The sequence below is a fragment of the Haematospirillum sp. H1815 genome, assembly GCF_012102705.1.
Taxonomy (GTDB): Bacteria; Pseudomonadota; Alphaproteobacteria; order Rhodospirillales; family Rhodospirillaceae; genus Haematospirillum.
Window position 1 is genome coordinate 19,349 of record NZ_JAAVTA010000006.1, and the last position, 17,287, is coordinate 36,635.

Annotated in this window: 16 protein-coding genes; 9 read left to right on the forward strand and 7 right to left on the reverse strand. The window is 57.9% G+C overall.

The features are described from left to right. Window positions 1–2: 2 nt before the first annotated feature. Both odhB and lpdA read left to right on the forward strand, forming a co-directional pair. A complete protein-coding gene (gene odhB / locus HEQ60_RS06330; protein ID WP_168070695.1) occupies window positions 3–1,262 on the forward strand; it encodes a 2-oxoglutarate dehydrogenase complex dihydrolipoyllysine-residue succinyltransferase in 1,260 nt (419 codons plus the stop codon). A gap of 98 nt (window positions 1,263–1,360) precedes the next feature. Next, entirely contained in the window at window positions 1,361–2,761 is a 1,401-nt protein-coding gene (gene lpdA / locus HEQ60_RS06335) for a dihydrolipoyl dehydrogenase (protein WP_168070697.1), read from the forward strand. Window positions 2,762–2,818: 57 nt separating this feature from the next. Here the strand turns inward: lpdA and HEQ60_RS06340 are convergent, their stop codons facing one another. Continuing rightward, complete coding sequence (locus tag HEQ60_RS06340; RefSeq protein WP_209315447.1) at window positions 2,819–4,135, reverse strand: MFS transporter; 1,317 nt, start codon at window positions 4,133–4,135, stop codon at window positions 2,819–2,821. A gap of 284 nt (window positions 4,136–4,419) precedes the next feature. Between HEQ60_RS06340 and HEQ60_RS06345 the strand changes: the two genes are divergently transcribed. Further along, a complete protein-coding gene (locus tag HEQ60_RS06345) occupies window positions 4,420–4,917 on the forward strand; it encodes a Dps family protein (RefSeq protein ID WP_168070699.1) in 498 nt (165 codons plus the stop codon). A gap of 11 nt (window positions 4,918–4,928) precedes the next feature. On the opposite strand, the gene HEQ60_RS06350 is transcribed toward HEQ60_RS06345, so the two are convergent. The 3 genes from HEQ60_RS06350 to fsa are packed head-to-tail and all read right to left on the reverse strand — an operon-like array spanning window position 4,929 to window position 7,210. Next, window positions 4,929–5,861 carry a tyrosine recombinase XerC gene (locus tag HEQ60_RS06350; RefSeq protein ID WP_168070701.1) on the reverse strand — a complete coding sequence of 311 codons (933 nt, stop codon included), beginning with the start codon at window positions 5,859–5,861 and terminating at the stop codon, window positions 4,929–4,931. Next, entirely contained in the window at window positions 5,854–6,543 is a 690-nt protein-coding gene (locus HEQ60_RS06355) for a DUF484 family protein (protein WP_168070703.1), read from the reverse strand. The genes HEQ60_RS06350 and HEQ60_RS06355 overlap by 8 nt, the downstream gene beginning before the upstream one ends. Window positions 6,544–6,547: 4 nt before the next feature. Continuing rightward, window positions 6,548–7,210, reverse strand: coding sequence for a fructose-6-phosphate aldolase (fsa, locus tag HEQ60_RS06360; protein WP_168070705.1), 663 nt, complete (start codon window positions 7,208–7,210; stop codon window positions 6,548–6,550). Between the two features lie 93 nt (window positions 7,211–7,303). Here fsa and HEQ60_RS06365 point away from each other — a divergent pair, with 93 nt between their 5' ends. The 6 genes from HEQ60_RS06365 to HEQ60_RS06390 all read left to right on the forward strand — a co-directional run bounded on the left by HEQ60_RS06365 (window position 7,304) and on the right by HEQ60_RS06390 (window position 14,868). Next, on the forward strand, window positions 7,304–9,589 hold the full coding sequence (locus tag HEQ60_RS06365) for a primosomal protein N' (RefSeq protein ID WP_168070707.1): 2,286 nt from the start codon (window positions 7,304–7,306) through the stop codon (window positions 9,587–9,589). A gap of 187 nt (window positions 9,590–9,776) precedes the next feature. Beyond that, window positions 9,777–10,337: a F0F1 ATP synthase subunit delta gene (locus HEQ60_RS06370; RefSeq protein ID WP_168070709.1), complete on the forward strand. Its 561-nt coding sequence runs from the start codon at window positions 9,777–9,779 to the stop codon at window positions 10,335–10,337. Then, window positions 10,337–11,872, forward strand: coding sequence for a F0F1 ATP synthase subunit alpha (gene atpA, locus HEQ60_RS06375; protein ID WP_168070711.1), 1,536 nt, complete (start codon window positions 10,337–10,339; stop codon window positions 11,870–11,872). Before HEQ60_RS06370 ends, atpA begins: the two co-directional genes overlap by 1 nt. A 114-nt stretch (window positions 11,873–11,986) precedes the next feature. Then, window positions 11,987–12,880, forward strand: coding sequence for a F0F1 ATP synthase subunit gamma (locus HEQ60_RS06380; RefSeq protein WP_168070713.1), 894 nt, complete (start codon window positions 11,987–11,989; stop codon window positions 12,878–12,880). Between the two features lie 97 nt (window positions 12,881–12,977). After that, on the forward strand, window positions 12,978–14,399 hold the full coding sequence (gene atpD / locus HEQ60_RS06385; protein ID WP_168070715.1) for a F0F1 ATP synthase subunit beta: 1,422 nt from the start codon (window positions 12,978–12,980) through the stop codon (window positions 14,397–14,399). A gap of 67 nt (window positions 14,400–14,466) precedes the next feature. Further along, window positions 14,467–14,868 carry a F0F1 ATP synthase subunit epsilon gene (locus HEQ60_RS06390; protein WP_168070717.1) on the forward strand — a complete coding sequence of 134 codons (402 nt, stop codon included), beginning with the start codon at window positions 14,467–14,469 and terminating at the stop codon, window positions 14,866–14,868. Window positions 14,869–15,033: 165 nt separating this feature from the next. Here the strand turns inward: HEQ60_RS06390 and HEQ60_RS06395 are convergent, their stop codons facing one another. The 3 genes from HEQ60_RS06395 to HEQ60_RS06405 all read right to left on the reverse strand — a co-directional run bounded on the left by HEQ60_RS06395 (window position 15,034) and on the right by HEQ60_RS06405 (window position 17,144). Further along, entirely contained in the window at window positions 15,034–15,525 is a 492-nt protein-coding gene (locus tag HEQ60_RS06395; protein ID WP_168070719.1) for a phasin family protein, read from the reverse strand. 157 nt (window positions 15,526–15,682) lie between these two features. Beyond that, a complete protein-coding gene (proC, locus tag HEQ60_RS06400) occupies window positions 15,683–16,552 on the reverse strand; it encodes a pyrroline-5-carboxylate reductase (RefSeq protein ID WP_168070721.1) in 870 nt (289 codons plus the stop codon). Window positions 16,553–16,634: 82 nt separating this feature from the next. Further along, on the reverse strand, window positions 16,635–17,144 hold the full coding sequence (locus tag HEQ60_RS06405; RefSeq protein ID WP_168070723.1) for a YbjN domain-containing protein: 510 nt from the start codon (window positions 17,142–17,144) through the stop codon (window positions 16,635–16,637). Window positions 17,145–17,287 lie beyond the last annotated feature (143 nt).

Genomic DNA, 17,287 nt, shown 5'->3' on the forward strand with positions numbered 1-17,287 from the left:
TCATGGCTACCGAACTCAAAGTCCCCGCCCTGGGTGAATCTGTTTCCGAAGCAACCGTTGCCAAGTGGTTCAAGAAGCCGGGCGACGCGGTCAAGGCCGATGAGCCATTGGTCGAACTTGAGACCGACAAGGTAACGGTCGAGGTCAATGCCCCGGTTTCTGGTGCGTTGGCAGAGATTGTTGCCGATGTTGGTGCCGAGGTGGCTGTGGGTGCCATTCTGGGGCGGATCAACGAAGGTGCTGCCGGCTCTGCCGGGTCTTCTGCTGCTCCGGCCAAGGCGGCTCCTGCTGCTCCGGCCCCGGCCAAGGCAGCGCCGGCACCTGCTGCTCCTGCGGCCCGTTCCGGTGCTAATGCCGATCACCCGTTGTCACCGGCCGTACGCAAGTTGGTGGAAGAGAACAGCCTGGATCCATCGCGGATACCGGCATCAGGCAAGGATGGTCGCTTGACCAAGGAAGATGTGCAGGCGTTTCTTGCGTCCGGCAAGTCGGCCCCTGGTCCGGCGGCCCAGGCTGCGGCGGCGATGCAGCCGGGTGCGGCAGCAACCATGGCCCGCGGCCCGCGAGAAGAACGGGTGAAGATGACCCGTCTGCGTCGGGCTGTTGCCAAGCGTCTGAAGGATGCCCAGGATACGGCGGCGATGTTGACCACCTTCAACGAGGTGGACATGACCAGTGTCATGGAGCTGCGCAACCGTTACAAGGACGCCTTCGAGAAACGCCACGGTGTGCGGCTTGGCTTCATGTCCTTCTTTGTGAAGGCTTGTGTCCAGGCTTTGCAGGAAATTCCGGCAGTGAATGCCGAAATTGACGGCGATGACATTGTCTACAAGAACTACTACGACATTTCGGTGGCGGTTGGTGGGCCCCAGGGGTTGGTTGTGCCGGTTGTCCGGGATTGCGACCGCCTCAGTTTCTCTGAGATCGAGAAGACAATTGGTGACTTTGGCAAGAAGGCCCGTGATGGCAAGCTGACCATGGAAGACATGCAGGGTGGTACGTTTACGGTGTCCAACGGCGGGGTTTATGGCTCCCTGATGTCTACGCCGATCCTGAACCCGCCGCAGTCCGGCATTCTGGGAATGCACAAGACCCAGATGCGCCCGATGGTCATGCCCGATGGGTCCATTGCAGCCCGCCCGATGATGTATCTGGCCCTGTCCTATGACCACCGCATTATTGATGGCAAGGAGGCTGTTACCTTTTTGGTGCGGGTGAAGGAATGCCTTGAGGATCCGGGACGGATCCTGATGGATATCTAGTTGTGTGTTGACGGGGGGCCGGGAATCCAGCCCTCCGTTGTTTGTTTCTGGCCCCGGGGCGTGGGGTTTGTCACATCCTTTCCAGAAGGGTATATCGCATGTCGGAAGTCTACGATCTGGTTGTCATTGGCGGGGGGCCGGGCGGATATGTTTGCGCCATCAGGGCGGCTCAGCTTGGCATGAAGGTCGCGTGTGTCGAAAAGCGCGGCGCCCTGGGCGGGACCTGCCTCAATGTCGGCTGTATTCCATCCAAGGCTCTGTTGCATGCTACACATATGTATGAGCATGCGGCCCATCACATGGGTGATCTGGGCGTTGACGTGTCCGGTGTCCGGCTGGATCTGCCCAGAATGATGTCCCACAAGGACAAGGTGGTCTCGGACAATACCGGCGGCATCGAGTTTCTGTTCAAGAAAAACAAGATCACCTATATCAAGGGTGCAGGAAAGATTACCGCACCGGGTACGGTGCAGGTCAGTGGTGCCCAGGCCCAGACGGTGCAGGCAAAGAATATCGTGATTGCCACCGGGTCGGACGTCATGCCTTTGCCGGGTGTTACTATTGACGAGAAACGTATTGTCTCGTCCACCGGCGGGCTTTCGCTGTCGTCTGTTCCGGGGAAGATGGTGGTGATCGGGGCCGGGGTGATCGGTCTGGAACTTGGGTCGGTCTGGCGTCGCTTGGGGGCGGAGGTGACGGTCGTTGAATACCTGGACTTTATTTTGCCGCCAATGGATGGCGAGATCCGCAAGCAGGCCCAGAGAATTCTGGAAAAGCAGGGAATGAACTTCCGTCTGGGATATAAGGTCACGGGCGCTTCTACGGGCAAGAAGGGTGTATCCCTGAAGCTGGAGCCCTCAAAAGGTGGCGCAGGCGAAACCTTGGATGCCGATGTGGTGCTGGTGGCCATCGGGCGTCGCCCCTATACCGAGGGACTTGGTCTTGAGAGCATTGGTGTTGTTCCGGATGCTCGCGGCTTTATCGCGGTTGATCACGATTATCAGACCAAGGTTCAGGGCGTGTTCGCCATTGGTGACGTGATTGGCGGGCAGATGCTGGCCCACAAGGCCGAGGAAGAAGGCGTGGCCGTGGCAGAGCTTCTGGCTGGGCAGTCCGGGCACGTCAACTATGGTGCTATTCCGTCCGTGGTCTATACAGACCCGGAGATAGCCATGGTCGGGAAGACCGAGGAGCAGCTGAAGGAACAGGGTGTGGCCTACAAGGTCGGCAAGTTCCCCTTTACGGCCAATGGGCGGGCACGGGCCAACAACACGACCGACGGGTTGGTCAAGGTTCTTGCCGATGCAAAAACTGACCGGGTTCTGGGGTGCCACATTGTGGGAGCCATGGCCGGGGACCTGATTCAGGAAGTGGTTGTGGGTATGGAGTTCGGGGCTTCGGCCGAGGATATCGCCCGTTCCAGCCATGCGCATCCCCAGCTTGGAGAGGCGATCAAGGAAGCCATGCTGGCTGTGGACAAGCGCCCCCTACATATCTGAACAGGTGGCTGTGTCTGAAGAAAACCCGGCCATATGGCCGGGTTTTTTGTGGTGGTTTTATACTTCTGCCGGTGTTCCCTGAATGGATACCATCCGGATGCAACGATGACGGTACAGGGATGCGGTGATCAGGCCAACACCCCCCATGCCCAAGGCAAACCACACGCAGATCCAGGTGTTCTCCGGCATCAGGGCAATCAGCAGGGGTGGGGTAAAGCTGGCCCACAGGGAGTAGGCAATATTGTAGGTCAACGAAATGCCTGATACCCGCATTTCTGTTGGGAACAGGCCAACCATAACCGATGGAACCGTACCGACAATGCCACAGCACAGGCCGGAGACAACGCACGCCGCAATGAGCCAGGCGCCGCCCCCCAGGATACCGGCATACAGAACGGCAACGCCAATGGGCAGAAGCACGCTGTACAGCATTACGCTCTTCCAGGCGCCGATCCGGTCCACGACCATACCGGCAATCACGCAGCCAATGTTCAGGCACATAATGGCTACGCAGCTGAGAGAAAATGTATATTCAGCCGACATGCCAAACAGCTTTTGCAGCATGGTCGGCGTCACAACCACCAGAACAATGACAGCAGATGCAAGCACACATGTCAGGATAACAGCTGGAATCAATGATGCGGACTGTGTACGTACGACATCGCCCAAGGGGAACTTGCCGGAACGGTCACGCATGGCGGCCATGCGGATGAACAGCGGGGTTTCGTTCAGCCATTGACGCAGCCAGACCCCGGTGATGCCAAAAAAGCCCCCGATCAGGAAGGGCAGGCGCCAGCCGTAATCCAGCATCTCTTCGGGGCTGAAGGTTTTGGCCAGCAGGGTTGCAACAATGGCGGCAAGCAGATAGCCCAAAGTCAGGCCAGCCTGCAAAAGGCCAAGGGAATAGCCACGGCGGTGAGCCGGTGCGTGTTCTGCCACAAAAACCCAGGCGCTGGGCACCTCTCCCCCGACGGCTGCGCCTTGAATAATGCGCAACAGCAGAAGAATGCCCGGAGCCAGGTACCCAATTTCAGCATAGGTCGGCATGGCACCGATAACAAAGCAGGGTAGGGCCATCATCAGGATGCTGAGGCTGAATGCTTTCTTGCGCCCGTGTCTGTCGGCAAAGTGAGCCATAAGAATGCCACCAAGCGGGCGGGCTAGGTAGCCTGCTGCAAAGACACACACCGTCTGTAAAAGGCGGAACCATTCCGGTCCTTCAGGTGGAAAGAACAGCTGGCTGATCGTCAGGGCAAAAAATACGAAGATAATGAAGTCATAAATCTCCAGTGCACCCCCCAGGGCGGCCAGGCACAGGGTTTTATGATCAACGGCAGACATGCCGTCAGGCTTGACAGATGATTTGCTGAACACGGCGATCCTTTCATGAAGACCCGTTGTGTCCTGTTGACAGGGATACTCCGGGCTTGGCGGCACATTCACCCAAGCAAAAGACGAAGTATGGGCCCGGCAGTCCGACCCGCGGATGTAAAATACATAAGGTTGATCAAACTTCAAGAAATCTATATCAGCGTGTTTGTGGTCTGGTCCCACAGAGTCTGTGTAGCGGCAGCAATATGTCTGTACGTCTCTGTCGAGCTGTCATACCATCTGGGTTGTTCCCATCGTCTTTCCCTGCATGGCGAAAGGAAAACCGCATGTCCCGCAAGACGGCTTCTGCACCGGCAACAAAAATTGATATCGGTATTCCCGAAAAACAGAGACTGAAGATTGCTGAAGGTCTTTCCCGTCTTCTGGCTGATACCTACACACTTTACATCAAGACCCATAATTTCCACTGGAATGTTACCGGTCCGATGTTCAATACCCTGCATATGATGTTTGAAACCCAGTATAACGAACTGGCCTTGGCCGTTGATCAGGTGGCGGAACGGATCCGGTCCTTGGGGGCTTATGCGCCCGGTTCGTACAAGCAGTTTTCGGCTCTGACATCCCTGAAGGAAGAAACCGGCGTGCCCGCAGCCGAGGATATGATTGCCCAGCTTGTGAAAGGGCATGAGGCTGTTGCCCGCACGGCGCGGGACGTTTTTCCCCTGGCGGAAGATGCCCGTGACGAGTCAACAACAGACTTGCTCACCCAGCGGCTTCAGGTGCACGAAAAGACGGCCTGGATGCTGCGTTCCATGTTGGCCTAGGTCTTCTGTTTTCAGGCTCGGGGGTGCGCGGAGCGATGCACCTCCAGAAGGCGGCTGTCATCTACAGCTGTGTAGCGTTGTGTTGTGCTGAGCGAGGCGTGACCCAGAAGCTCCTGAATAGTGCGCAGGTCTCCTCCGCCGGCCAGGAGGTGTGTGGCAAAGCTGTGACGCAGTGCGTGCGGTGTTGCGTTTTCATCAAGGTTGAGCAGTACCCGTAACCGCCGCACCTGGCGCTGTACAACGCCCGGGTTCAGGGCCTTGCCCCGTGTTCCCAGGAACAGGGGACGGTTCGGGTATTCCGGCCATGGGCATGTGCTACGATACTCCAGAATGGCTTCCCGGACCATGGGCAACACGGGGACGACCCTTTGCCGTTTGCCTTTGCCGGTGACCACCATACTGTCCGAAGCCGGGCTTTGGCTGACCGTCAGGCCAAGGGCTTCCCCCAGGCGCAGGCCGCATCCATACAGCAGCAGAAGTAAAGCGGTGTCCCGGGCTGCCAGCCATGGTTCATCGTGCAGGGTTGATGCGCTTGCAATGGCTTCCAGCGCGGCATCTTCGCTCAAGGGGCGGGGGAGGTGCTGTGGCTGGCGGGGGGTTCGGACGGTTTTCAGAGCCGGGTTGCTGCAAAAACCAGCCCGGTCCAGGAAGCGAAAAAAGTTGCGCAACGTTGAAAGTCCGCGCGCCAGCGAGGGGCGTGACAGGCCTTCCTGCGTTCGTGCGGCCAAGAATGCCCGGAAGTCAGATCCTTTCAGCTTTGCCAGGGTCGGCAGGTCAGGAACGGTGCCGTGGAAATGAACAAGAAATTTCAGAAAGGTGGCCAGGTCGCGGGTGTAGGCATCCAGCGTATGTGTGCTGCAGCGTCGTTCTGCTGACAGCCAGCTGCGCCATTCATCAATGGCGTGGTGCAGGTCGGCGGCGGTACAGGTATGGAGATCAGTCACGGGTCAGCCAGCGTATCAGGCAGAAGTCAAGGACGGTGGCCAGGAAAACCAGAAGTTCGGTTCCCTGCCCGGGTTCAAAGGCTCCCGTGTCCCGGCTGGCCAGGGCCAGAACCGCAGGGGGGTGGCCGGAATGTCGCAAGCGCACCAGCGCATCGGAGCGGATCAAGGCCGATGCTTCACCATACAGGGCCGCTCCGGTTCCGCAGAAAGGACGCAGACGCACGTCACTATTTCCCAGCAGCCGGTCAATTTCACCATGCGGAACCTGGATGACCTGACCGGCAAGGGGAAGGGGCAGGCCTGGTTCACAGATCAGGGCCGCCAGATCCACGTGCACCATCATGGGTACATCCTGGGTCAGGACAATCATAAGGTCTTGCAGGCTTTCAGCCCCCAAAAGCGCGACGACGGCCTGGTGGGTTGCGTTCTGCAGGCTCATGTTTTCGCGCGCTGTGTGTATGACCTCCCGGGCTCCTGCCCGCAGCTCGTCAGCCTCTGTGCGCAGGGCTTTGAGGGCACGTGCCTGGAAATCAACCACCCCGGTACCAAGATCACGGTCCGGCAGCAGGGATGCCATCAGCTCCGGTCGCTCCATCAGGAAATCCGGGTTGGACTTCAGGAAGAGTTCCACGTCTGAAGGTAGCAAGGGCTGTGGAACCGGATCTTGGGTGCCGGGGGTCATGAGCCTAGCCCTCCAGGATGGACTGGCCGGTCCTGGCCCAATCGGACAGGAAGGTTTCCAGGCCGCTGCGTGTCAGCGGGTGGCTGATCATCTGCTCCATGACCTTGGCGGGCATGGTGGCCACGTGGGCACCCATGCGGGCTGCGTCGACCACATGCAGGGGCGAGCGAATCGATGCGGCCAGAATTTCGGTCTGGATGGCAGGGTAGTTGGCGAAGATCGTGGCAATGTCATCGATCAGGGCCATTCCGTCGTGGGACAGGTCATCCAGCCGTCCGACAAACGGGGATACAAATGTTGCCCCGGCCTTTGCGGCCAGAATGGCCTGTGCAGCTGAGAACACCAGCGTGACGTTGACCATGCCCCCGTCGCCGGTAATGGCGCGGCATGCCTTCAGCCCATCGGCTGTCAGGGGAACCTTGACGGCTACATTCGGGGATATGCGGCGCAGAATCTCTGCCTCGCGCATCATGGTGTCAAAGTCGGTCGCGGTGACTTCGGCGCTGACCGGACCACGGACAAGGTCGCAGATCTCACGAACCACTTCGACAAACTTGCGACCCGAGCGGGCAACCAGGGTCGGGTTGGTGGTCACGCCGTCGACAAGGCCAATGTCGGCCATGGCGCGAATTTCGGAAACATCGGCGGTATCAAGAAAGAATTTCATGGCAGGAGAATCTCTGTGGCTGAATACGCAGGATCGGAATTCAGGCTTACGAAGGCATGGTATCCTTGGGCCCGTCCGGTTAGAGTGTAGCCCATGCCGGAGTCCAATCCCACCCCAGACATTGTCCTTTCGCCCCTGTCCCCGCGTTTGCCTGCGGATGACTGCGGGGCTGATGACGCGTGTTTTGTTGCAGGAAGCATTGTGGCGGTTCTTTTGCCACTGCCTGTAGAGGGTCCCTATGACTACAGCGTGCCATCTGGCATGACCCTGAGGCCCGGCATTGCGGTGCGGGTTCCGTTGGGGCGGAAGATGGTTTGCGGCATTGTCTGGGGGCCGGGGGCGGGCATGCTTGATCGCGCTCGCATTCGGCCGGTGGATGCGGTGCTTGAGAATGCCCCCTATATCCCTGCCGTCTCGCGGCGTTTTGTGGAGTGGGTTGCGGCCTGGACAATGGCGTCCCCTGGCGCGGTCCTGAAGATGGTTCTGCCTGTTGCCGATGCGCTGGAGGAGGGGCCTGTCCGTTCTGTGTGGCGCTGGGCTGATGATGGTCCGGACCATGCGGAAATGCCTCGTATGACGCCGGCACGGTTGCGGGTGCGTGATGTCATGGCCGGGCAGGCTGTTCCATTATCCCTGTCGGATATGGCCCGGCTGGCCGGTGTCAGCGTATCGGTTGTACGTGGCCTTGCGGATGCCGGCTTGTTGCAGGCTGTTGCCGATAGTGTGCCTGCTGATGCCATGCCGGACGGAACCTGTGCCGGCCCCGTTCTGTCGCCGGAGCAGGAGCGTGCCGCAGCCCGGCTGGTGGATGCTGTCGGGCATGGATACCGCTGTACGATCCTTGAAGGCGTGACCGGATCCGGCAAGACGGAGGTTTACTTTGAAGCCGTTGCCTCTGCGCTGCGGGCTGGTTTGCAGGTGCTGGTCCTGTTGCCGGAAATTACTCTGACCGCGCAATGGCTGGAGCGTTTCCGGGTGCGTTTTGGCGCCTTGCCGTCGCAGTGGCATTCCGATCTTTCGTCGGCTGTTCGGCGGCGGACCTGGCGCGCGGTTGCCAACGGGACAGCCTCTGTCATCGTGGGGGCCAGGTCTGCGCTGTTCCTGCCGTATGCCAAGCTGGGCCTGATTGTTGTGGATGAAGAGCACGAGGCGGCCTTCAAGCAGGAAGACGGTGTGGTCTATCACGGCCGTGACATGGCTGTGGCCCGTGCGCATCTGGCGGGCATTCCGGTTATTCTGGCATCAGCGACGCCATCCCTGGAGACCGTTATCAACGGGCGGGAACGGCGCTACGATCGTGTGCATCTGGGCAGCCGTCATGGTGCAGCGGTTCTGCCGGACGTCGATATTCTGGATGTGCGTCGTGATCGTCCCGAGCCGGGGGCGTGGGGCCCGTCATGGTTGGCACCAACCTTGGTGAATGCCCTGGAGCAGACTCTTGCTGCGGGAGAGCAGGCACTGCTGTTCCTGAACCGTCGCGGCTATGCCCCCCTGACATTGTGCCGGACGTGCGGGCATCGTTTGCAGTGTCCGCATTGTACGGCGTGGCTGGTGGAGCATCGCCGCCATGCGCGTCTGCAGTGTCATCATTGCGGATATTATGTTGCCCGTCCTGACTTTTGCCCGTCCTGTGAAGCGCCGGATGATTTTGCAGCCTGCGGCCCGGGCGTTGAACGGATTGCTGAGGAAGTGGCAGGCCGCTTCCCTCATGCCCGCATGGCGCTGGTTGCATCCGACACGCTGTCAGGGCCGCGCGCCGTTGCGTCTTTGGTCCAGCAGGTGCAGAACCGTGATGTAGATATTCTGGTTGGCACGCAGGTGCTGGCAAAGGGGCTCCATTTTCCGTTCCTGACACTGGTCGGGGTTGTTGATGCGGATCTTGGTTTGTCTGGTGGTGATCTGCGCGCGGCGGAGCGAACCTATCAGATGTTGTCGCAGGTTGCCGGCCGGGCCGGACGCAGTGATCGACCGGGAAAGGTTCTCCTCCAGACTTTCCAGCCTTCCCACCCTGTTTTGCAGGCGCTGGCCGGAGGGGATCCCGCTGTGTTTCTGGAAGCGGAGGCCGAGGGGCGTCGTTTGATGGGAATGCCGCCTTTCGGACGTTTGGCCGCCTTGATCGTTTCTGGCCCGGATGCGTCCCGTGTCGAACAGACAGCACGTGCCCTGGCCCGGGTGGCACCGTCCATGCCGGAGGTTGAGGTTCTGGGGCCTGCCCCGGCTCCCATGGCTTTACTGAGAGGTTTGCACCGCTGGCGCTTGTTGTTGAAGGCGCCGCGCAGTGTGCGCATTCAGCCGATCGTGCGGTCATGGCTTTCCCGTGCTCCTGTATCCGGGCGGGTGCGGATCCAGATTGATGTCGATCCGTACAGCTTTCTGTGACCGGATTGTACCGGGTATGACAGCATGTGTGGGCGTCAGGTGCTTGCAACGCAGGACGCGTTATGTTACCAACCAACCGCGCCGGAGGGAGCCTTGATCCTTTCTCCGGTTTCCAGACGTTTGAAAAACAGCTTTCAGAAGATTTATATCCACCTGTATTCTTTTGTTTTCCCGGGGCAAGCAGAACGTGTCATCCGAAATTGCAGGAACAAAAGGTTTGGCAGACCGATATGCCTTGGCGCTGTATGAGCTTGCCGAGGAACGTGGTGTGCTTGACCAGGTGGCCGGAGACTTGCGGCAGTTCCAGTCCATGCTTGATGAGAGCGCTGACCTGAGGCGCCTGATCGCCTCTCCCGTTGTCACCCGGAAGGAACACCGGAAGGGTATTGTCGCGCTGGCCGAGAAAGCTGGTCTTTCCGAATTGTCGCGTCATTTTCTTGGTCTCTTGTCCACAAACCGTCGCTTGCCAGCTTTGTCCGGCATTATAGCGGCGTATCTGGCGCGCCTGTCCGCCGCGCGCGGCGAGGTAACGGCCGAGGTCGTTTCTGCCAGAAAGCTTTCCGACAGCCAGTCCCAAGCCCTGTCTGCCGCCTTGCGTCAGGCTGTGGGCAAGGACGTTGCTGTCCGCTCTACAATTGATCCGTCCATCCTTGGCGGTCTGATCGTAAGAATTGGGTCAAGGATGGTTGACAACAGCGTTCGCACAAAGCTGCAACGTCTTCAGCTTGCCATGAAAGGGGTCGGGTGATGGAAATCCGCGCCGCGGAAATTTCCGCTATCCTCAAGGAACAGATTGCCAGCTTCGGTACTGAAGCTGAATCCGCCGAAGTTGGTCGTGTGCTCTCCGTCGGTGACGGTATTGCCCGCATTCATGGCCTGGACAAGGTCCAGGCGGGTGAAATGGTCGAGTTTCCCGGCGGCATCAAGGGAATGGCTCTTAACCTGGAAACAGACAACGTCGGTGTTGTTGTTTTTGGTGATGACCGTTCGATCCGTGAAGGGGACACCGTTCGCCGCACCAGCTCCATTGTGGATGTTCCGGTTGGCAAGGGGCTTCTGGGCCGTGTGGTTGACGGTTTGGGCAATCCCATTGACGGCAAGGGTGCTCTGCCCGATGTGTCGCGGAGCATGGCTGACGTCAAGGCTCCTGGGATTATTCCCCGCAAGTCTGTTCATGAGCCAATGCAAACTGGCCTGAAGGCCATTGACTCCCTGATTCCAATCGGGCGTGGGCAGCGTGAACTGATCATCGGAGACCGCCAGACAGGCAAGACTGCGGTTATCATCGATACCATTCTCAACCAGAAGAAGGTCAATGATGCGGCCCGCAACGACAGCGAAAAGCTGTTCTGCATCTATGTGGCCGTTGGTCAGAAGCGTTCGACGGTTGCCCAGGTTGTGAAGACCTTGGCAGACCACGGTGCGCTGGACTACACCATTGTGGTGGCCGCTACCGCATCCGAGCCGGCTCCCATGCAGTTCCTGGCGCCCTATACAGGCTGCACCATGGGTGAGTACTTCCGCGACAATGGTATGCACGCGGTTATCTTCTATGACGACCTGTCCAAGCAGGCTGTTGCCTATCGTCAGATGTCGCTGCTGCTGCGTCGTCCTCCCGGGCGTGAAGCTTATCCGGGCGACGTGTTCTATTTGCACAGCCGCCTTCTGGAGCGTGCGGCAAAGCTTGGTGATGCTGCGGGCAAGGGGTCGCTGACAGCTCTGCCGGTTATTGAAACCCAGGCGAACGATGTTTCGGCCTATATTCCGACCAACGTGATTTCCATCACCGACGGCCAGATTTTCTTGGAAACAGACCTTTTCTTCAAGGGTATCCGCCCGGCTGTGAACGTTGGTCTGTCTGTGTCCCGCGTTGGTTCTGCAGCGCAGATCAAGGCAATGAAGCAGGTTGCCGGTACCATCAAGATGGATCTGGCCCAGTATCGTGAAATGGCGGCTTTTGCCCAGTTTGCCTCGGACCTGGATCCGGCAACGCAGAAGCTTCTGGCCCGTGGTGCCCGCTTGACCGAGCTTCTGAAACAGCCCCAGTTCAGCCCCATGCCGGTTGAAGAGCAGGTTGTTTCAATCTTTGCCGGTACGCGCGGCTATCTGGATTCCTTGCCCGTGTCTGCTGTCAACCGCTATGAACGTGAGATGTTGGCCGAGATGCGGAACAAGGGCGCAGATATGATTGCAGCCATTCGTTCCGAAAAGGCCATTTCCAAGGAAACAGAAGCGAAGCTGATTGCGTTCCTGGATAGCTTTGCCAAAGCTTTTGCTGCTTGAGACAAGGGTGTCGCGTACTGTTCCCGGCTATGTCGGGAACAGGTAGTTTGAACCAGACGGAGTGCCCCGGTTATCGCCGGGGAGTATTTCGAGTGAAAGAAGGCCTGACAGCCGATGGCTAGCCTCAAGGATCTCCGCGTTCGGATCAACTCGGTGAAGAATACCCGGAAGATCACGAGCGCCATGAAAATGGTTGCGGCATCCAAATTGCGTCGTGCCCAGGATGCTGCAGAAGCCGGGCGCCCCTATGCAGAGCGTATGGGGCGTATGCTGGCGGGGCTGGCTGCTTCGGTTGCTGGTTCTTCCGGCGCACCGAAGCTTCTGGCAGGTACTGGCCGTGATGATGTTCATCTTTTGGTCCTTATGACGGCCGATCGCGGGCTTTGTGGTGGCTTCAATGCCAACGTTGTGCGGTCAGCCAGAAACATGATCCGGGATTTGATCGCTGCGGGAAAGACCGTCAAGGTTCTGTGCATCGGGCGCAAGGGGCGTGATGCCTTGCGCCGCGAGTATGCTGGCCTGATTATCGGCACCCGTGAGGGAATGACCCGTCGTGGGGCCGAGTTTGGTTCGGCAAACGACGTGGCGCAGACCATTCTTTCCATGTTTGATGCAGGCCAGTTTGATGTCTGCACGGTGATCTACAACAAGTTCCGTTCTGCGATTTCGCAGGAAGTTACTCGGCAGCAGCTTGTTCCATTCTCTCCGCCTGAGGTTCCATCATCTGAATCTTCTGCTTCCGGCGTTGCTCGTCCGGTTTACGAGTATGAGCCCGGTGAAGAAGAAATTCTGGCTGACCTGTTGCCGCGTAATGTGGCGATGCAGGTTTTTTCGGCTCTTCTGGAAAGCGACGCTTCCGAGCAGGGCGCACGGATGAGTGCAATGGACAATGCCACACGGAATGCCGGTGACATGATCAACAAGCTGACGCTGGTTTACAACCGGACCCGTCAGGCGATGATCACCAAGGAACTGATCGAAATTATTTCCGGTGCTGAGGCTATCTAGCATTCCGGAACAGCCGGTACTGTTATGCGGTTCCGGATGCAGTGATAAACAGAGACTTTCCGGTTTTGAACAACCGGCCTAACAGGAGCGTCAAGCCATGGCGAACAAAAACGTCGGTACTATCAGCCAGGTTACTGGCGCCGTTGTGGACGTGAAGTTCGACGGTGATCTTCCCGCTATTCTTTCGGCACTTGAGACGGATAATCGTGGAAACCGTCTGGTCCTGGAAGTAGCTCAGCATCTTGGTGAAGGCATCGTCCGTACCATTGCAATGGACTCAAGCGAGGGACTGGTACGTGGCCAAGAAGTCCGTGATACAGGCAGTGCTATCTCGGTCCCGGTAGGGAAGGAAGTACTGGGCCGCATCATGAATGTGATTGGCGAGCCTGTGGATGAACGTGGCCCGATCCCGACCAGCCGTCGTTCCCCGATCCACCGTTCGGCTCCGCCGTTTGTCGAGCAGTCGACGGATACGGAAATTCTGGTGACCGGGATCAAGGTTATTGACCTGCTGGCTCCGTATACCAAGGGCGGAAAGATTGGTTTGTTCGGTGGTGCAGGTGTTGGCAAGACCGTGACGATCATGGAATTGATCAACAATGTTGCCAAAGGCCATGGTGGTTATTCTGTTTTTGCCGGCGTTGGCGAACGCACCCGCGAAGGCAACGATCTTTACCATGAAATGATTGAGTCCGGGGTTATTGACCTGGAAGGTGCCAATTCCAAGGTGGCCTTGGTGTATGGCCAGATGAACGAGCCTCCGGGAGCCCGTGCCCGTGTTGCCCTGTCAGGCCTGACTCAGGCTGAATACTTCCGTGACGAGGAAGGGCAGGACGTGTTGTTCTTCGTGGACAATATCTTCCGCTTTACACAGGCTGGTTCCGAAGTGTCGGCCCTGCTGGGACGTATTCCGTCGGCCGTCGGATATCAACCGACCTTGGCGACCGATATGGGTGCCTTGCAGGAACGTATCACTTCAACGAAGAAGGGATCGATTACGTCGGTTCAGGCAATCTATGTTCCGGCCGATGACCTGACAGACCCCGCGCCTGCCACGTCGTTTGCTCACCTTGATGCAACAACGGTGTTGTCGCGTGCCATTGCAGAGCAGGCTATTTTCCCGGCCGTTGACCCTCTGGATTCCACGTCTCGTGCCCTTGATCCGCGCGTGGTGGGTGAAGAGCATTATGCAGTTGCCCGTCGCGTCCAGGAAATTCTTCAGACCTACAAGGCTCTGCAAGATATCATTGCGATTCTGGGTATGGACGAGCTGTCTGAAGATGACAAGCTGACCGTTGCCCGGGCGCGCAAGATCCAGCGCTTCCTGTCTCAGCCGTTCCACGTTGCGGAAGTCTTTACGGGAACACCTGGTGTGTTCGTTGCACTGGAAGAGACCATTAAGGGGTTCCGTGGTATCGTTAATGGTGACTATGATCACCTGCCGGAGCAGGCTTTCTATATGGTTGGAACCATTGAGGAAGCGGTGGAGAAAGGCAAGAAGCTGGCTGCTGCAGCCTGATCTGTATCGGGTTGGTGCCAGGCGTTCTTGCTCTGGTTTGTTCTGATTGCTTTGGAGCCACGTGCTTATGGCTGAAACGCTTGAATTTGAACTTGTTTCTCCGGCCCGTCTTTTGGTTTCCGAACCAGCGGAGATGGTTGTCGTTCCCGGGGTTGAGGGGAATTTCGGTGCGATGCCGCAGCACGCCCCTTTCCTGTCGACAGTTCGCCCCGGTGTTGTTGAAGTTCATCGTGGGACAAGCCCGGTTCGCAAGATCTTTGTTGCCGGTGGCTTTGCAGAGGTGACGGCGGAGCGCTGCACGCTTCTGGCAGAAGAGGCTATTCCTCTTGATGAGATAGACCGTGAAGCCGCCTTGGCGCGGCTTCAGTCTGCCCTTGCTGTTCTTCAGGAGGCTGAAACCCCCTCTGAAGCGGCTGCTGCTCGTAAAAATGTGACAGTTGCCCAGGCGCTCGTTGATGCCTTGCCCTGATTTTTATCTAGCGTAGTGTGTGACCTTATAACCCCGCCGCTGCCCCGGCGGGGTTTTCTAATCCCAATAGCCGTCCGTGTCGTGCGCGGCTATGTCATGGCTTGCCCATAACAAAACCACTGTCGCGTGCTGCGACAGTGGTTTATGCGCGGTGTGCTTGGTCGATCAGCGCTCGGCTGTTTTTGCGGCTGTTTTTGATGAAGACTTGCCGCCGCCTGTCGGTCCATTTTTCACGGATTTCTCAATCATACTTTTCATTTCGTCCATGGATTGTGACATCCGGGCGCTCAGCAAATTGAGAACTTCATTCTGTGACTTTGTCATCATGTCGACCAGCTCGCGGGCGTTGGCGAGATTGGTTTCCAAGGCAGACTTGGCCAGTTCTGTCTGGCGCACAAACTGGTCTCCCGGGTTATCCACGCTTGTCAGACGTGAAGAGAGGGCGGAGGTATCCTCGACAGTCTGCCTCAGGATCTCGGCTTGGCGCTTCATGATGGTCTGGAAACCATCAAAAACCATTTTATTGGCAGCGTTCAGTGCCTCGATGTTTTTCTTCTGTGATGAAACAATGGAATCCACGTCAATTCCCGGCACCTTCATGTCGGCGATCAGGCGGCTTACGTCGAAATCGAACGGCATTTCAGTCTTGTACGCCATATCTCAGATCTTTCCTATGTACAAGGAGGCCGATGCCACGGAGACAACAGGAACAGGCAATGCCAGCAACCTACCCCGAAGCGCTGCGATACCGGATGGTACGGTACGCCAGAATGGGGGTCAAGTGTATATTGCGATGCAAAAATCGCTATGGGTGTTATTGTTCCGCGCCCTGACTATTCTTGATCGCATCAGCGTGGGATTCCCTTGTCCCAAGGTACGCACTTCGTTCGGCTGCGGCTTGAAGGGTTCTTGTCATCAGGGATGTTAGTTCCGGCATAAGGACGGCCAATCCCGCTTCTGTCGTACCGCCCGGGCTTGTCACATATTGGCGTAGTTGTTCCGCTGTGTCCGCTGATTGGTACATCAATTCCCCGGAGCCACATACGGTATGACGGGCCAAGGCTGTTGCCAACCTGGGCGGAAGCCCAAGGGCTTCTCCGGCTTTTGTCAGTGCCTCTGTCATGTGAAAGATATAGGCAGGGCCTGATCCGGACAGGGCTGTGACGGCATCCATCAGGCGTTCGTCATCAAGCCAGACAGCCAGTCCAGTCGATTCGCCGAGAGTGTGACACAGCTTCTTTTGTTCCTCACCCACGCCTGGTCCAGCGCACAAGGCGGTCACCCCGCGCCCGACGGCCGTAGGTGTATTGGGCATGGCTCGCACGCTGCGTGTTTGCGATCCAAGGCCGTCTTGAAGAGTTTTCAAGGATATGCCGGCTGCTACGGAAAGAAAGACTGTTTCCGGGTTGACCAGGAAACGGCATGAGCCCATGACGCCAGCCATGGCCCCTGGCTTGACGGCAAAGACAACCGCCGAGGCTTTCTGGGTGCGGGGAAGATCACCGATATCCCGCAGGACCCGTAAATCAGGATGCTGAGCGCCTTCGGGAAGATCCGCATGTCCCTTGCGGGCGATCACAAGGATGTTACCGGGGTCAAAGCCATTGCGCAGCCATCCGGAGAGCATGGCTCGTCCCATGTTTCCGCAACCGACAAGAACAACGGGCATTAATGGGGAAAGCACAAATATATCTCCGGACCCTGTACGCTGTGTTACGCGCTTTGCCTATGAGCACGATGCCTGGCAAGGCAGGCCCGCTTTCCTGTCAGGCTGCTCCCGCAACGTCAAAAAGGCAGGCATCGACGGCACGCCGGGCATCCATACCCTCTTCCAGAACGAAACGGAAGGCAGGAAAGACCCGTTCGCATTCAGCAACAGCGATATCGATCATATCTTCTACTGTGTTGTCTGTAACGGTCAGTTCCGGCGCCAGCAAGGTATGGCGAAACATGGGGATGCCTTCATCCAGCCAGATGGTGAAATGACCGATCCAGCAGCGCTCATTGAGCAGAACGAGAAGTTCGAGAACCCGTTCCTTGGCGTCATCGGGTATCTTCAGTTCGAATGTACACGAAAGGTGAAGGACATCCAGTTCGCGCGCCAGAACAAGGTAAAGGCACCATGAACCCCATTGTCCCGGAATCTGGACGGCAGCCTCTGCCTCGCTTCTGCGTTCGAAGATCCAGGCATTGCGGGTTGCCAGACGTTCTATACGGTTGATGGGATGGTCAATACTGTCTTCTGTAAACGGTTCGTCTGCAGCAATAGCGGGCATCCAGGTATCTCCCCTGATCGTGGATGCAGTGGACCTGATCTCTCAAGACAGGATGCACAGATCCACCCGGCGACAACCGAACCGTGCCAGAGCATACTGTGTCACGCAAGCAATAAGCCCATCATGCACTCAATATTCTGTGG

Excerpts from the sequence above, each read along its gene's own strand:
- lpdA (WP_168070697.1), top strand. The coding sequence starts at position 1,361 with ATGTCGGAAGTCTACGATCTGGTTGTCATTGGCGGGGGGCCGGGCGGA.
- atpD (WP_168070715.1), top strand. The coding sequence starts at position 12,978 with ATGGCGAACAAAAACGTCGGTACTATCAGCCAGGTTACTGGCGCCGTT.
- fsa (WP_168070705.1), bottom strand. The coding sequence starts at position 7,210 with ATGAAATTCTTTCTTGATACCGCCGATGTTTCCGAAATTCGCGCCATG.
- odhB (WP_168070695.1), top strand. The coding sequence starts at position 3 with ATGGCTACCGAACTCAAAGTCCCCGCCCTGGGTGAATCTGTTTCCGAA.
- HEQ60_RS06390 (WP_168070717.1), top strand. The coding sequence starts at position 14,467 with ATGGCTGAAACGCTTGAATTTGAACTTGTTTCTCCGGCCCGTCTTTTG.
- atpA (WP_168070711.1), top strand. The coding sequence starts at position 10,337 with ATGGAAATCCGCGCCGCGGAAATTTCCGCTATCCTCAAGGAACAGATT.
- HEQ60_RS06355 (WP_168070703.1), bottom strand. The coding sequence starts at position 6,543 with ATGACCCCCGGCACCCAAGATCCGGTTCCACAGCCCTTGCTACCTTCA.
- HEQ60_RS06345 (WP_168070699.1), top strand. The coding sequence starts at position 4,420 with ATGTCCCGCAAGACGGCTTCTGCACCGGCAACAAAAATTGATATCGGT.
- HEQ60_RS06365 (WP_168070707.1), top strand. The coding sequence starts at position 7,304 with ATGCCGGAGTCCAATCCCACCCCAGACATTGTCCTTTCGCCCCTGTCC.
- HEQ60_RS06395 (WP_168070719.1), bottom strand. The coding sequence starts at position 15,525 with ATGGCGTACAAGACTGAAATGCCGTTCGATTTCGACGTAAGCCGCCTG.
- HEQ60_RS06380 (WP_168070713.1), top strand. The coding sequence starts at position 11,987 with ATGGCTAGCCTCAAGGATCTCCGCGTTCGGATCAACTCGGTGAAGAAT.
- HEQ60_RS06405 (WP_168070723.1), bottom strand. The coding sequence starts at position 17,144 with ATGCCCGCTATTGCTGCAGACGAACCGTTTACAGAAGACAGTATTGAC.